This window comes from Streptomyces sp. SLBN-8D4, from assembly GCF_049739545.1.
Lineage (GTDB): Bacteria > Actinomycetota > Actinomycetes > Streptomycetales > Streptomycetaceae > Streptomyces > Streptomyces canus_C.
This window is the reverse complement of sequence record NZ_JBMGQC010000001.1, coordinates 4529250-4542478: the sequence shown is the minus strand read 5'-3', so window position 1 is coordinate 4542478 and position 13229 is coordinate 4529250. Positions and strand designations below refer to the sequence as shown.

Genomic DNA, 13229 nt, shown 5'->3' with positions numbered 1-13229 from the left:
GGTGACGGCAGGAGCCGAACACCAGGCGCGAGTTGAGGAAGAGCCATGACCCACACGAACCCCTGCCGGCTGACCGACCCGCCCGCCGACGGCCCGAGCGGTGTCTCCCGCGGGGAGGTCCTGCGCTCCGCGCTGTGGGCGGTGGTGGTGGTCAGCACCGTCGCCAACATGGCCGCCTCCTTCGGCGGAGCCCGCACCTGGGTGCACCTGCTGTGCGGCGTCGTCACCGTGCTCTGTGCCGGCACCCTGGTCGTGCGCAACCTGCGGGGACACAAGTGAGCGCCCCCGTCGCGCCGCTCACCGCGCGGCAGACGCCCGCCATCGCGCTGGCGCGGGTCAGCAAGACGTACGTGGGCGGAGTGCGGGCCCTGGACGACGTGTCGCTCAGCGTGCGGCGCGGCACCTTCCTCGCCGTCATGGGGCCCTCCGGCTCCGGCAAGAGCACCCTGATGCACTGCGCCGCCGGGCTCGACTCCCCGACCACGGGCAGCATCCGTATCGACGGCCACGAGATCGCCGGACTCAACGAGACCCGCCGCACCGAACTGCGCCGCGAGCGCGTCGGTTTCGTCTTCCAGGCCTACAACCTGATCCCGTCCCTCAGCATCGAGGACAACATCACGCTGCCGCTGCGCCTCGCGGGCCGCCGTCCCGACGCCGACTGGCTGGGCACCCTCGTCGAGCGGGTCGGTCTGGCCGACCGGCTCGGCCACCGCCCGGCCGAACTCTCCGGTGGCCAGCAGCAGCGGGCCGCCGTCGTACGGGCGTTGGCGGCCCGTCCGGCCGTCGTGTTCGCGGACGAGCCGACCGGCGCGCTCGACCTGCGCAGCGCCCACCAGGTCCTCGACCTGCTGCGCGCCCTCGTCGACGACCTGGGTCAGACGGTCGTGATGGTCACCCACGACCCCGCCGCCGCGGCCCAGGCCCACCGCACCCTCGTCATGGCCGACGGCTGCGTGGTCGACGCCCTGGACGCGCCCACCGCGCCCGAACTCGCCGACCGGCTCGTCGCGTTGGCGGAGAGGTAGAGAGACCATGTTCGCTCTCGCGGTACGCATGGCCGCCCACCGGATCACCGCACTGCTCGCCGTGGCCTGCGCGGCCCTCGGCGGCGCCACGCTCGTCACGGCCACCGGCGTCCTCGCCGAGTCCGGCCTGCGCTCCCACCTGCCGCCCGGCCGCCTCGCCGGCGCGGACGTCGTGGTGGCGGCCGACCAGGAGTTCCACCCGAGCGGCGACCTGCCCATCGCCCTGCCCGAGCGCGCCACGGTCCCGGCCCGGCTGACGGACCGGCTGGCCGGGCTGCCCGGCGTCACCGCCGCGGTCGGCGCCGTCGACTTCCCGGCGGCTCTCGTCGACGCCCACGGCCGCGTCGTACCGGCCGGTGACGACCCCGGGACGGCGGGCCACGGCTGGTCCTCGACGAAGCTGCTGGCCGCGCCGCACATCGAGGGCCGTGCCCCGGCCGGTTCCGGCGAGATCGCCGTCGACACCGCCACCGCGGCGGCGGCCGGGATCGAGGCGGGTGACCGGGTCGAGGTCGTGGCGGACGGCCGCCCCGCCAAGCCGTACCGGGTCTCCGCCGTGGTGGGCACACCGGGCGCGGGCGTCTTCTTCGCCGACGCCACCGCCGTACGGCTCGCCGACCGGGGCGGCGACGGTCCGCGCGCCGGCACCGTCGACCTGATCGGCCTGAAAACCGCGCCCGGTGCCGCTGACCGGGTCACCGAGGCGGTCCGCGAGCAGGTGGCCGGTACCGGCCTGAAGGTCGTCACCGGAGGGGAGCGGGGCAACGCCGTCTCGCCCGGCGCGGGCGCGGCCCGCTCGCTGCTCGTGCTCCTGTCCGGTTCGCTCGCCGGGATCGTGCTGCTCATCACCGGGTTCGTCACGGCGGGCGCGCTGGGCGTGGCGGTCGCCGGGCAGCGCCGCGACCTGGCGCTGATGCGGGCGGTGGGCGCGACGCCCAGGCAGATACGGCGACTGGCCGCCGCGCAGTCGTCCGTCGTGGCGGGCGTGGCCCTCGTCCCCGGCGTGGCGCTCGGCTACCTGCTCGCGGGCCGGTTCCACGACGTACTGGCGCACCGAGGCGTCCTGCCCGCCGAGCTCCCCCTGACCATCGGCCCGGTGCCCGCCCTCGCCACCTTGGTGCTGACCGCCGCCTCCGTGCAGCTGTCCGCCCGGGCCGCGTCCTGGCGCACCTCGCGGATGCCGGCCACCGAGGCGGTCGCCGAGTCACGCAGCGAACCGCGCACCCCGTCCCGCGCGCGCACCCGCACCGGCCTGCTGCTCTTCGCCGCGGCGAGCACCATGGCGGTCGTCCCGCTGTTCTCGCGCACCGTCATCGGAGCCTCGGCAACCTCCCTCGCGGGCATCCTCGGCGCGATCGGCCTGGCCCTCGCCGGGCCCGCCCTCATCAAGGCGCTGGGCAACGCGGCGGCCCGGCGCACGCGTACCGGTGTCTCCGCGCCGACCTGGCTCGCGATGGCCAACCTCCGCGCCTACGCCCAGCGCAACGCCGGGATCGTCAGCCCGCTCGCCATGGCGGTCGTCTTCGTCCTGACCTACACCTTCGCCCAGACCACCGTCATGGCCGCCACCTCCCACGACACGGACACCGGCACGCTCGCCCCGTACCGGCTCACCGCGCTGGCGTTGGGCGGTCTGCCCGAGGGCACGCTCACCGCCGTACGGAACACGCCGGGCGTACGGGCGGCCGCGCCGGTCACCACGACCACGGCCGTGTGGCAGTACGAGCAGTTCGGCGAGCCCGACACCGAGTCCGCGTCCGCGATGATCCTCACGCCGGACGCGACGGACGTCCTCGATCCCGGCGTACGGGACGGCGGCCTCGACGGGCTCACCGGCGCCACCGTGGCCGTGAGCAGTGACGCGGCCCGCACCCGCGGAGCCGGGATCGGGAGCCGGGTGCACCTGGTCCTCGGCGACGGGACGCCGGTCGTCGCCCGGGTCGTCGCCGTCTACTCCCGGGGCCTGGGCTTCGGCCCGATCGTCCTCTCCCGCGACCTGGCGGCCGGTCATACGACGACGGACCTGGCCCAGAGCGTGCTCGCGCGCACCGACGGCACGGCCGGTACCGGACACCGGCTCGCGGCGCTGGCCACAGCACATCCCGGCCTGACCCTGACCACCACGCGGGCCACGCACGGCGGAAGCGACACCCCGCCCGAGGTGTGGATCAACCTGGTCGTGATCGTGGTGCTGCTCGCGTACCTGCTGCTGAGCATCGCGAACAAGCTGGTCGCGGCGACCGCCCAGCGCCGCACGGAACTCGCGGCCCTCCGTCTGGGCGGCACCACGCCCCGCCAGATCCGCTCGATGATGCGCCGCGAGGCCGCGGTCATCGCCGCCGCCGCGCTCGCCGGTGGCCTGCTGCTGTCCGCGCTGCCGCTGGCGCTGCTGGGCCAGGGCTTCCTCGGCCGACCCTGGCCCGCGGGGCCGGTGTGGCTCCTGCCGGCCGCCGCGCTCACGGTCATGGTCACGGCGTTCCTCACCGTCGAACTCCCCACCCGCCGCGCGCTGCGCATGCCGCCGGCGGAGGTGATCCGCGCGCAGTGAGTTCAGCGTCCGCGATGCACCGACCGGCGCTGGAAAGCGGTGCGGTGCCTGCGGACCCAACCCTCACCGCCCCGGCAACACCAACCCCAACGCCCCCTCCTGCACCATCCACGTCCGTCTCCGTACCGGTCCCGCCACGCCCGCGTCCGCCCGGTAGCGGAAGTCCGCCCCGGTGACGGTCACGGTCCTGCCGGTGGCCAGCAGGGGGGAGGCCTCCGCCCCCACCGACAGCGGGCGTACCTCCACCGAGGCCAGGCCGCCGCCGGAGCCCGGGGTCACCGAGACCGCCTCCAGGGGCTGGTCCAGGTCCACCAGGGTCACCCCGTCGACCTCCACCCGCAGCCGCGAGGGCCCGGCGACGGCGAGCGCGGTCTCCCGGGCGGGACGGGCCGGCACCAGGGTCCGTACGAGGGACTGGCAGGTCCGCAGCCAGGGCCGCGCGGCCTCCACCGGCTCCTGCCGGGCGGCCGGCGCGGGAATCCGCAGCGCTCCGAGGACCACCCCGTCGCTGTCGTCCACCAGCATGTCCAGCCGCCGCTCGGCCCCGTCCAGGACCGCCCGCGCGGCCGCCACCGCCCCCAGGGGCACCCCCAGCGCGTGGGCGACGCCCAGGACCGGGCCCACCGGCACCACCGACAGCACGCATTCGGCCAGCTCCCGCTGCCGGTGCAGCAGTACCACCGCCCGCATCAGCGCCCGGTCGTCACCCACCACCACAGGCCGCCGCGAGCCGCGCCGGGCCAGTGCCCGGGCGAACTCCTCGGGCCCGTCCGGCAGACACACCTTCGTCGCCGCACCCGCGCTGAGCACGTCTTTCACGATCCGTACGGACTCGCCGTCCGTCTGCCGGGCGACCGGGTCGATCACCACCAGCAGCTGATCGGACGTCGCGGAAGTCGCCACCTCGGCCATGCCTCGCTTCCTCGGGTAGCATCTTGGTGCAAGAGCCCCTTGCGCTATTGCGCCAGGGGCTTCGTCTATTCCGGGGCATCCGGGTCCGACGGGCAGCGGCCGACGACGGCCGTGGTGCACGCGACGGAGTGAACCGTACGCGTACGCCCCCGACCTTGGACATGCCCCGCCCGGAAGGGGTGTACGCGCGTGCCCGCACTTGTGCTGCTCGGTGCTCAGTGGGGTGACGAAGGCAAGGGAAAGGCAACCGACCTGCTCGGTGGCTCGGTGGACTATGTGGTGCGCTACCAGGGCGGCAACAACGCCGGCCACACGGTAGTCGTGGGCGATCAGAAGTACGCCCTCCACCTCCTCCCTTCCGGAATCCTGTCTCCGGGGTGCACCCCGGTCATCGGTAACGGTGTCGTCATCGATCCATCGGTCCTGTTCTCCGAGCTGAACGGACTGAACGACCGCGGCGTCGACACCTCCAAGCTCCTGATCAGTGGTAACGCCCACGTCATCACGCCGTACAACGTCACCGTGGACAAGGTGACGGAACGCTTCCTCGGAAAGCGCAAGATCGGCACCACGGGCCGCGGCATCGGACCGACCTACGCGGACAAGATCAACCGCGTGGGCATCCGGATCCAGGACCTGTACGACGAGTCGATCCTGACCCAGAAGGTCGAGGCGGCCCTCGACGGCAAGAACCAGCTCCTGACCAAGGTCTTCAACCGCCGGGCCATCGAGGTGGGCCAGGTCGTCGAGGAACTGCTGAGCTACGCGGACCGGCTCAAGCCCTACGTCGCCGACACGGTCCTGGTGCTCAACCAGGCCCTGGAGCAGGACAAGGTCGTCCTGTTCGAGGGCGGCCAGGGCACACTCTTGGACATCGACCACGGCACGTACCCCTTCGTCACCTCGTCGAACCCGACCGCGGGCGGCGCCTGCACTGGCGCCGGCGTGGGCCCGACGAAGATCAGCCGGGTCATCGGCATCCTCAAGGCGTACACGACCCGCGTCGGCTCGGGCCCGTTCCCGACCGAGCTGTTCGACGAGGACGGCGAGGCGCTGCGCCGCATCGGCGGTGAGCGCGGTGTCACCACCGGCCGTGACCGTCGCTGCGGCTGGTTCGACGCGGTGATCGCCCGGTACGCGACCCGCGTCAACGGCCTCACCGACTTCTTCCTCACCAAGCTCGACGTGCTCACCGGCTGGGAACAGATCCCGGTCTGTGTCGCGTACGAGATCGACGGACAGCGCGTCGAGGAACTCCCGTACTCCCAGACCGACTTCCACCACGCGAAGCCCGTCTACGAGTACCTGCCGGGCTGGAGCGAGGACATCACCAAGGCGAAGTCCTTCTCCGACCTCCCGAAGAACGCCCAGGACTACGTGAAGGCGCTGGAGGAGATGTCCGGCGCCCCGATCTCCGCGATCGGCGTGGGCCCGGGCCGGGACGAGACGATCGAAATCAACTCGTTCCTGTAAATCCCTTTTGTTCGTCAGCTGTTGGGCCGGTCGGGGACTTCCTTGACCGGCCCATGGCCTTTTCCTGGTTCCCGGGCGCACGGGTGTGAGACCAGCATCTACGCGTGTAGTGCCGTCCTCCCGCACCTTGCCCCCAGGAGCCCTCCATGCCCGTCAGTCCCCTCAACCGCCGGGACTTCGTGAAGAAGTCGGCCGTCACCGGGGCGGCCGTGGCCGTCGCGGGGTCGGTGGGAGCCCCCGCCGCCGAGGCCGCCGAGCACAAGCCCGCCGCGAAGAAGAACCGCACCTGGTCGTTCTCCGTCCTCGGCACCACCGACCTGCACAGCCATGTCTTCGACTGGGACTACTACCTCGACAAGGCGTACTCCGACAGCAAGGGCAACTCCGTCGGCGTCGCCCGGGTCGCCACCCTCATCAAGCAGCAGCGTGCGGCGAAGGGCGAGGAGCGCGTCCTGCTCGTCGACGCCGGCGACATCATCCAGGGCACCTCCCTCGCCTACTACTTCGCGCGCGTGCGGCCCATCACCGACAAGGGCGCGCCCAAGCACCCGATGGCCGTCGCCATGAACCACATGCGCTACGACGCCGCCGCCCTCGGCAACCACGAGTTCAACTACGGCATCGAGGTGCTCAGGAAGTTCGAGAGCCAGTGCCGCTTCCCGCTGCTGGGCGCCAACGCGCTCGACGCGAAGACGCTGCGGCCCGCCTTCCAGCCGTACACCGTGAAGCGCATCTGCGTGCCGGGCGCGCCCGACATCAAGGTCGGCATCCTCGGCCTCACCAACCCCGGCATCGCCCTGTGGGACAAGGACAACGTCAGCGGGAAGATGGTCTTCCCGGGCCTGGTCGAGCAGGCGAGGAAGTACGTGCCCCGGCTGCGCGCCCTCGGCTGTGACGTCGTCTTCCTGACCGACCACTCCGGGCTCGACGGTTCCTCGTCCTACGGCGACGAGCTGCCCTACGTCGAGAACGCCTCCAACCTCGTCGCCCAGCAGGTCCCCGGCATCGACGCGATCCTCGTCGGCCACACCCACGTCGAGGTGCCGTCGTACACCGTGAAGAACGAGGAGACCGGCGAGGACGTCCTGCTCTCCGAGCCGTACTGCTGGGGCTACCGGCTCAGCGTCTTCGACTTCGAGCTGGAACTCGTGCGCGGGCAGTGGAAGGTCACCAAGAAGACCGCCCAGACCCTCAACCCCAACACGGTCGACGAGGACCCGGAGATCAAAAAGCTACTGGAGGCCGACCACGAGCTGGTCGTGAAGTACGTCAACACGGCCGTCGGCACCTGCACCGAGGACCTCTCCGCGGCGGACTCCTGCTGGAAGGACGTCCCCATCATGGACTTCATCCACCAGGTCCAGATGGACACCGTCAAGGCGGGCCTGTCGGCCTCCGACGCGGCCCTCCCGCTGATCTCGGTCGCCGCGCCCTTCTCCCGCACCGCCGACATCCCCGCGGGCAGCGTCACCATCAAGGACATCGCCGGGCTCTACATCTACGACAACACCCTCTACGGCAAGAAACTCACCGGCGCCCAGCTCAAGGACTACCTGGAGTACGCGGCGAAGTACTACCACCAGGTGCCGGCGGGCACGGCCGTGGAAACCGCGACCCTGACCAACGCCAACAACTTCTGGGACTACATGTACGACACCGCCGCGGGCGTCTCGTACGACATCGACATCGACATCGCCGCGGCCGAGGGCTCCCGCATCAAGAACCTGAGCTACAACGGGACGTCGGTCGCCGACGACCAGGTCTTCGTCGTCGCCGTCAACAACTACCGGGCCAACGGCGGCTCCGGCTACCCGCACATCGCGGCCGCCGACATCGCCTACAGCTCCACCAACGAGATCCGCCAGCTGATGATCGACTACGTGACCTCGAAGGGGTCGCTGGACCCGAAGGCCTTCGCGGTCACCAACTGGCGGTTGACGCAGGGCGGGACGCCGGTCTTCTGACCGGGCCCCCACCCCGCTCGGGCGGCCGGCGTCTCAGCAGCCGGTCGCCCAGATGTGGGAGTCGCCGCGGTCGTTGGCCACGCCGTTGTAGCCGGCCTCCTGACCGGGTGCGAGACAGATGGTCATGGGGCCGAGCTGGTTGGCGGAGGCGTACGCCTTGACGTAGTCCTTGATGCCGGGGCCCGAGATCCCGTGGTTGGCCCAGGAGGAGTCCTGGTCGGCGATGTTGCCCTCCCACCAGCCGTCGTCGCCGGTCCACTCGATCTTCTGGCCCTGGTAGTTGGCGTCCGTCCACGCGCAGAAGTTCCCGCTGCCGCAGGCCGCCGCCTGGGCCGAGGCCGAGGTGGCGAGGACGACTCCGGTGGCGAGCAGTCCGGCGGACAGGACGGCGATGAAGCGCTTCACTGGTTTCCCTTCGGGTGGGTGGTGCCGCCGGCCTCCAGCAGGGCGGTCGCTGTGGTGAGGGCATGGGCGCGCAGCCGCCGCCACTCCGCGATCTCCGCGCGGTGCGCGGCCCGGACCTCGGAGAGCGGGCGGCCGGTCCTGTCGGCCTCGGGCCTGAGGTTGTTGACGACGACCGAGCTGCGGAACCAGCGGTCCTGGTCGCCGTAGAGCCGCCGTTGCGCCGCCGCGAGGCAGCCGTCGGTGTGGGTGCGGACCACGTAGCCGGTGGGCAGCCGGAGCGACAGTTCCGCCCGGCCGGTGCCGAACAGGGCGTCGGACACGCGCTGTCGGCCCGACTTCGGGGTGAGGCCCTGCCGGGTCAGACAGTCGTCGGTGAGTGCGCGGGTGGCCGCCTTGATCACGTCGTCGGCCGGGGGCGCCGGGTGGGTGGCCCCCGCCGTGCAGGCGGATCCGGTGAGGAGGGTCAGGAGAGTGAGGACGGCCAGGGCCGCTGCCGTACGGGCACGCATGAGCGGGTCAGCCGGCCTGGCAGCCCATGGTGGTGTCGCTGACGCCGTCGAAACTCGTGGCCCAGCCCCAGTTGTCGGAGTAGTCGTCCGGCCGGATCGCCCGGTACACACAGGCGCCGCCGCCCTGGAAGCTGATCGCGTACACGGTCACCGGCGCGTGGGAGTCGAAGGAGTACGCGTGCCGCTTCACCCGCGCTCCGCCTCCTTGTACCCCGGTGGCGCGTAGTCCCAGGCGCCGCCGGGTCCCATCTGCCCCGGCTCGGCCCAGAAGTAGACGTGTCCCGGCGGTACGGCAGCGGCGGCGTGGGCGGGCGGCGCGGCGAGGGGAATCAGGGCGGCGAGCAGCACGGAGGTGATCAAGGCAGGGCGCATGCGCGCTGCATGCCCATCCGTTTCTGGGCGTATGCGGGCATTCACCCGTTCAGTGGATCATCATCGGCCGGTGCTCTAGGGTGCGCCGAAGGTGTTCAGGGGGAACCGGGGGAGGGACGCCGTGTCCGAACGTGACCGGATGGCCGCGCAGTTCGAGGAGCACCGGCCGCGGCTGAGGGCCGTCGCCCACCGCATGGTGGGCTCGCTCGGCGAGGCCGACGACGCCCTCCAGGACGCCTGGCTGCGCGTCGACCGCGCGGACACGTCCGGTGTGGAGAATCCGGGCGGGTGGCTGACCACGGTCGTCGCCCGGGTCTGCCTCAACCTGTTGCGGGCGCGGGAGGCCCGCCGCGAGGAGGAGCTGTCGGCCGACCGGATCCCGGCGTCCGCGGCACGTGTCACGGACCCCGAGGAGGAGGCCCTCCTCGCCGACTCCGTGGGCCTCGCCCTGCTGATCGTCCTCGACACGCTCGCGCCCGCCGAGCGGCTCGCGTTCGTGCTGCACGACATGTTCCAGGTGCCGTTCGACGAGATCGCCCCGCTGATCGACAAGACCCCGGTGGCCACCCGGCAGTTGGCCAGCCGGGCCCGCCGCCGGGTCAAGAGCGCCCCCGCACCGGCCGCGCCCACCGCGGACGCCTCGCGGCGCCACCGGGTCGTGCACGCCTACCTCGCCGCCACCCGCGGCGGTGACTTCGACGCCCTGCTCGCCCTGCTCCACCCGGACGTGGTCCTGCACGCCGACCGTGCCGTCGTACCGACCCCCGAGCCCGTCCTCGTCCGGGGCGCCCGCCCGGTGGCGGAGGGCGCGATGGCCTCCCTGGGCCGCGCCCGCTCCGCCGCTCTCGTCCTCGTCGACGGCGAGGTCGGCATGGCGATGCTGGAGGAGGGTCGGCTGCGGGTGCTGCTCCGGTTCACCTTCGACGGCGACCTCATCCGGGAGATCGACGTGGTGGCGGAGCCGGATCGGCTGCGGAAGGTGGAAGTGGCGGTGGTGGAGGGGTAGTTCAGGCGAGGAGATGTTCAGGCGCTGAGGTGCTCGGGCGACGGCCGCCGAGGCTCCGGTACGCCGTCCCGGGCACCGCCACATTCACCACGGCCCCGGCCTCAGAACTCCTCCCGGTGTGCCCGCGCCCACTGCGCGAACGTCCGTGCCGGGCGCCCGAGTACCTTCTCGGCCGTCGGCAGTACCTCCGCACCCCGGTCACCGTCCAGGGTGCGTCGCATGATCGCGTCGACGACCTCGGGAGGGAAGCCGTAGCGTGCCATGCCGGCGCGGGCCGCGTCGGTGGGGACGGGGCGGACGCGCAGGTCGCGGCGCAGGACCTCGCCGAGGATCGCCAGTTCCTCGGTGGGGGTGAGGGACTGCGGGCCGCTCAACTCGTAGGTGGCCCCCGCGTGTTCGGCCGTCGAGGTCAGTGCCGGAGCCGCGATCTCGGCCAGGTCCGCCGGGTCGATGCTCGCCGCCGGGCGGTCCGCGAAGGGGATCGCCACCTCGTCGCCGGCCCGCAACTGCCCCGCCCACTGCAGGGCGTTGGACATGAAGGGGCCGGGGCGCAGCAGGGTCCAGGCGAAGCCGCGGGCCGGGTCGGTCACCGCCGCCTCCGCCGTCCGCTGCCAGCGGGCGATCGGGTCGTCGCCCGTGCCGCCGTCCAGGGTGGACAGCTTCACGACCCGGCTCACGCCCGCCCGTTGCGCCGCCGCGGCGAGCGCGAGGTCGTGGGCGGGTTCGGGAGCGGTGCCCACCACCTGCGCCGACATCAGGAAGACGCCGTCCACGCCCGCGAAGGCCGCCTCCAGGCTCGCCGGGTCCGCCGCGTCGCCGTACACCGCCTCGGCGCCCGCGGGAAGCCGGGCCTCGGCCGGCCGCCGGGTCATCGCGCGCACCGGCTCCCCGGCCGCCGCGAGATGCCGTACCAGCTCGCTTCCCACATGGCCTGTCGCTCCGGTCACCAGGATCATCGCCGTCTCCCCTCATGGATGCCTCATGGGCGACTCGTGGACGACCCCAGCCTGCGCGCGACGGCGGCGGCCGGCGTCGCACCGGGGGAGGCGGTGCGGCTGCTCCCGCGGGAGTAGCCGGGGAGAAATGCGGCATTCAGGCATATTCTGAGACCGTGCATCTCTGCCTGTCGATCTGGAGAAGGTGAGTGCGATGCGCGTACTGCTCAAGGTGGCCATGGACACCGAGAAGGCGAACGAGGCCATCAGCAACGGCACCCTGCCGAAGCTGATCGAGGCGTCGATGGAACAGATCAAGCCCGAGGCGGCCTACTTCACCTCCGAGAACGGTCAGCGCACCGCCTACATCTTCTTCGACATGCAGGACAGCTCACTGATGCCGGTGATCAGTGAGCCGTTCTTCATGAACCTGGGAGCCAAGATCACGTACACCCCGGTGATGAACCCCGAGGACCTCCAGAAGGGGCTCTCGCAGCTGGGGCGCTGACCCTCAGCTGAAGATGATCATCGAGCCCTGGGCGAGACTCCGGGTGGCCGCCGCGTGCAGCCCCAGCCAGACATGGCGTTCGCGGGCGAAGGGACTGGGGTCGTACGGGGCGGGAACGGCCGGCTCCTCCAGCTCCGTGGGGGCGCGTGGCGGCTCGGGGGGCGCCGGCGGATTGGCCGGGTCGATGCCGATCACCGGGGCCACGAACTCCAGCTCCCGCAGCAGGGCCTGAGAGGACCCCAACGGGCCACCGCCCGCGAGGAGCTCGTCGTTGGCGAGGGGATGCGGGAAGTCGACGGGGACGTACGCACCCGCGTGGTCGTAGTGCCAGACCAGATGGGACTGCTGGGCCGTCGCCTCGAACATCTCCAGCAACTGCTCGTAGTCCCCGCCGAGTTCGTCCACGGGGGTGACCGGGAGCCCGCACACCTGGAGCAGATAGGCGCGGCGCAGGAAGTGCAGCGCGTCGTAGTCGAAACCGGCCACCGGGGCGACCTCGCCGGACAGTCCCGGCATGTACTGGTACACCGGCACCGGCGGCAACCCGGCCTCGGTGAGCACCTTGTTGTATTGCGCGAGTTCCTCGGCGAACGGGTTGTCCGGGGTGTGGCACAACACGTCGACAAGCGGCACCAGCCACAGGTCACAGGCCAAAAGACAGCTCCTCGGATACTCGCGGTGCGCGGATATCGTCACACGGTGGTCAGGGAAGGGTAGTCGCTGCGGCCCCGGGGCGGGGCCCCTTGTGCGGGTCGTGGTGGTCCCTTACCCCTGCCGGGGGCCGTCAGTCGGCGGTGAGGCCCTCGATGAGGGTCAGATAGTGGCCGTTGTAGGCGGTGAGGAGTTCGCGGGCGGCCGCGGTGTCCTGCCGGTACAGGGCGTCGGCGACCTCGGGGTGCGCGGACCACAGGCTGCCGCGCAGATCGGTGAGCCGGCGCAGGTGCTGGACCGTGCACACCCAGGTCTGCACACGCAGCCGGTGCAGGAAGTCGGCGAGGTAGGGATTGCCGAACAGGACGCTCAGTTCGCGCCAGAAGCGCAGGTCGTAGCCGATCAGCACGGTCAGGTCGCCCGCGGCGGCGGCCCGCTGGGCCTCCTCGCCGCGCCGCCGTACGCCCGCCACGGCCGCCGCGGTACGGGGTTCGTCGAGCTCCTGGAGGATGCGGTGGCCGGCGTCGAGCGCCTGGAACATGCCGTCCGTGACCAGGCTGCGGGCCTCGATCATGCCGCGGAAGTCGTCGAGGGAGTACTCGTGCACATGGAAGCCGCGGTGCTGGTCGGCCTCCAGGAGCCCCTGCGCGGACAGGTCCACGAGGGCCTCGCGGACCGGGGTCGCGGAGACGCCGTACTGCTCGGCGATCTCCTTGACGGTGAACTCCTGCCCCGGCTGGAGCCGCCCGGCCAGTACCTCGTCGCGCAGCGCGTCCGCGATCTGCTGCCGCAGCGTGCTGCGGGTGACGGCACCGTTGCCGCTGCTGCCGGGCATCGTCGGGGCGCCTCCCTCGCGCAGGTGCAAATGGCGTGCTCGTACATATGTCTACGAGCACGCCACCTTACGCGTTCGGAGGC

15 protein-coding genes are annotated in these 13229 nt (G+C 71.9%); 7 read left to right on the top strand and 8 right to left on the bottom strand.

The window, feature by feature from the left end; all coding sequences use genetic code 11:
- Positions 1 to 45: 45 nt before the first annotated feature.
- Genes RKD20_RS20450 through RKD20_RS20440 form a run of 3 tightly spaced genes read left to right on the top strand, consistent with a single transcriptional unit; the run spans position 46 to position 3576 of the window.
- The gene (locus RKD20_RS20450) at positions 46 to 279 is read left to right on the top strand and encodes a hypothetical protein (protein WP_424878970.1); all 234 of its coding nucleotides are present in this window, start codon (positions 46 to 48) and stop codon (positions 277 to 279) included.
- Positions 276 to 1028: an ABC transporter ATP-binding protein gene (locus tag RKD20_RS20445; RefSeq protein ID WP_424878969.1), complete on the top strand. Its 753-nt coding sequence runs from the start codon at positions 276 to 278 to the stop codon at positions 1026 to 1028. The genes RKD20_RS20450 and RKD20_RS20445 overlap by 4 nt, the downstream gene beginning before the upstream one ends.
- A gap of 7 nt (positions 1029 to 1035) precedes the next feature.
- Positions 1036 to 3576 carry an FtsX-like permease family protein gene (locus RKD20_RS20440; protein ID WP_424878968.1) on the top strand — a complete coding sequence of 847 codons (2541 nt, stop codon included), beginning with the start codon at positions 1036 to 1038 and terminating at the stop codon, positions 3574 to 3576.
- 63 nt (positions 3577 to 3639) lie between these two features.
- Here RKD20_RS20440 and RKD20_RS20435 read toward each other — a convergent pair whose 3' ends face one another.
- Positions 3640 to 4488: a diacylglycerol kinase gene (locus tag RKD20_RS20435; RefSeq protein ID WP_424878967.1), complete on the bottom strand. Its 849-nt coding sequence runs from the start codon at positions 4486 to 4488 to the stop codon at positions 3640 to 3642.
- A 189-nt stretch (positions 4489 to 4677) separates the two neighbouring features.
- Between RKD20_RS20435 and RKD20_RS20430 the strand changes: the two genes are divergently transcribed.
- Positions 4678 to 5961, top strand: coding sequence for an adenylosuccinate synthase (locus tag RKD20_RS20430; protein ID WP_424878966.1), 1284 nt, complete (start codon positions 4678 to 4680; stop codon positions 5959 to 5961).
- A gap of 146 nt (positions 5962 to 6107) precedes the next feature.
- Positions 6108 to 7925 (top strand): bifunctional metallophosphatase/5'-nucleotidase, encoded by a 1818-nt coding sequence (locus tag RKD20_RS20425; protein WP_424878965.1) that lies wholly within the window; start codon positions 6108 to 6110, stop codon positions 7923 to 7925.
- Positions 7926 to 7958: 33 nt separating this feature from the next.
- Here the strand turns inward: RKD20_RS20425 and RKD20_RS20420 are convergent, their stop codons facing one another.
- From RKD20_RS20420 to RKD20_RS20405, 4 genes are read right to left on the bottom strand one after another with little or no spacing between them, the layout of a single operon-like run.
- Complete coding sequence (locus RKD20_RS20420; RefSeq protein WP_424878964.1) at positions 7959 to 8330, bottom strand: peptidase inhibitor family I36 protein; 372 nt, start codon at positions 8328 to 8330, stop codon at positions 7959 to 7961.
- On the bottom strand, positions 8327 to 8839 hold the full coding sequence (locus tag RKD20_RS20415; RefSeq protein WP_424878963.1) for a hypothetical protein: 513 nt from the start codon (positions 8837 to 8839) through the stop codon (positions 8327 to 8329). The genes RKD20_RS20420 and RKD20_RS20415 overlap by 4 nt, the downstream gene beginning before the upstream one ends.
- A gap of 7 nt (positions 8840 to 8846) precedes the next feature.
- Positions 8847 to 9029 (bottom strand): hypothetical protein, encoded by a 183-nt coding sequence (locus RKD20_RS20410; RefSeq protein ID WP_424878962.1) that lies wholly within the window; start codon positions 9027 to 9029, stop codon positions 8847 to 8849.
- Positions 9026 to 9211 (bottom strand): hypothetical protein, encoded by a 186-nt coding sequence (locus RKD20_RS20405; protein WP_424878961.1) that lies wholly within the window; start codon positions 9209 to 9211, stop codon positions 9026 to 9028. The genes RKD20_RS20410 and RKD20_RS20405 overlap by 4 nt, the downstream gene beginning before the upstream one ends.
- A 121-nt stretch (positions 9212 to 9332) precedes the next feature.
- Here RKD20_RS20405 and RKD20_RS20400 point away from each other — a divergent pair, with 121 nt between their 5' ends.
- Positions 9333 to 10217 (top strand): sigma-70 family RNA polymerase sigma factor, encoded by an 885-nt coding sequence (locus RKD20_RS20400; RefSeq protein WP_424878960.1) that lies wholly within the window; start codon positions 9333 to 9335, stop codon positions 10215 to 10217.
- A 101-nt stretch (positions 10218 to 10318) separates the two neighbouring features.
- On the opposite strand, the gene RKD20_RS20395 is transcribed toward RKD20_RS20400, so the two are convergent.
- The gene (locus tag RKD20_RS20395) at positions 10319 to 11173 is read right to left on the bottom strand and encodes an NAD(P)H-binding protein (protein WP_424878959.1); all 855 of its coding nucleotides are present in this window, start codon (positions 11171 to 11173) and stop codon (positions 10319 to 10321) included.
- 193 nt (positions 11174 to 11366) lie between these two features.
- Between RKD20_RS20395 and RKD20_RS20390 the strand changes: the two genes are divergently transcribed.
- Complete coding sequence (locus tag RKD20_RS20390) at positions 11367 to 11660, top strand: hypothetical protein (RefSeq protein WP_424878958.1); 294 nt, start codon at positions 11367 to 11369, stop codon at positions 11658 to 11660.
- A gap of 3 nt (positions 11661 to 11663) precedes the next feature.
- Here RKD20_RS20390 and RKD20_RS20385 read toward each other — a convergent pair whose 3' ends face one another.
- Positions 11664 to 12314, bottom strand: a complete 651-nt coding sequence (locus tag RKD20_RS20385) for a hypothetical protein (protein WP_020124023.1) — start codon at positions 12312 to 12314, stop codon at positions 11664 to 11666.
- A gap of 130 nt (positions 12315 to 12444) precedes the next feature.
- Positions 12445 to 13146 carry a GntR family transcriptional regulator gene (locus RKD20_RS20380; RefSeq protein ID WP_020124024.1) on the bottom strand — a complete coding sequence of 234 codons (702 nt, stop codon included), beginning with the start codon at positions 13144 to 13146 and terminating at the stop codon, positions 12445 to 12447.
- Positions 13147 to 13229 lie beyond the last annotated feature (83 nt).

What these genes read in the sequence shown, in the direction of transcription:
- RKD20_RS20450 (WP_424878970.1), top strand. Translation starts at nt 46, where the DNA reads ATGACCCACACGAACCCCTGCCGGCTGACCGACCCGCCCGCCGACGGC.
- RKD20_RS20440 (WP_424878968.1), top strand. Translation starts at nt 1,036, where the DNA reads ATGTTCGCTCTCGCGGTACGCATGGCCGCCCACCGGATCACCGCACTG.
- RKD20_RS20435 (WP_424878967.1), bottom strand. Translation starts at nt 4,488, where the DNA reads ATGGCCGAGGTGGCGACTTCCGCGACGTCCGATCAGCTGCTGGTGGTG.
- RKD20_RS20425 (WP_424878965.1), top strand. Translation starts at nt 6,108, where the DNA reads ATGCCCGTCAGTCCCCTCAACCGCCGGGACTTCGTGAAGAAGTCGGCC.
- RKD20_RS20415 (WP_424878963.1), bottom strand. Translation starts at nt 8,839, where the DNA reads ATGCGTGCCCGTACGGCAGCGGCCCTGGCCGTCCTCACTCTCCTGACC.
- RKD20_RS20405 (WP_424878961.1), bottom strand. Translation starts at nt 9,211, where the DNA reads ATGCGCCCTGCCTTGATCACCTCCGTGCTGCTCGCCGCCCTGATTCCC.
- RKD20_RS20395 (WP_424878959.1), bottom strand. Translation starts at nt 11,173, where the DNA reads ATGATCCTGGTGACCGGAGCGACAGGCCATGTGGGAAGCGAGCTGGTA.
- RKD20_RS20390 (WP_424878958.1), top strand. Translation starts at nt 11,367, where the DNA reads ATGCGCGTACTGCTCAAGGTGGCCATGGACACCGAGAAGGCGAACGAG.
- RKD20_RS20380 (WP_020124024.1), bottom strand. Translation starts at nt 13,146, where the DNA reads ATGCCCGGCAGCAGCGGCAACGGTGCCGTCACCCGCAGCACGCTGCGG.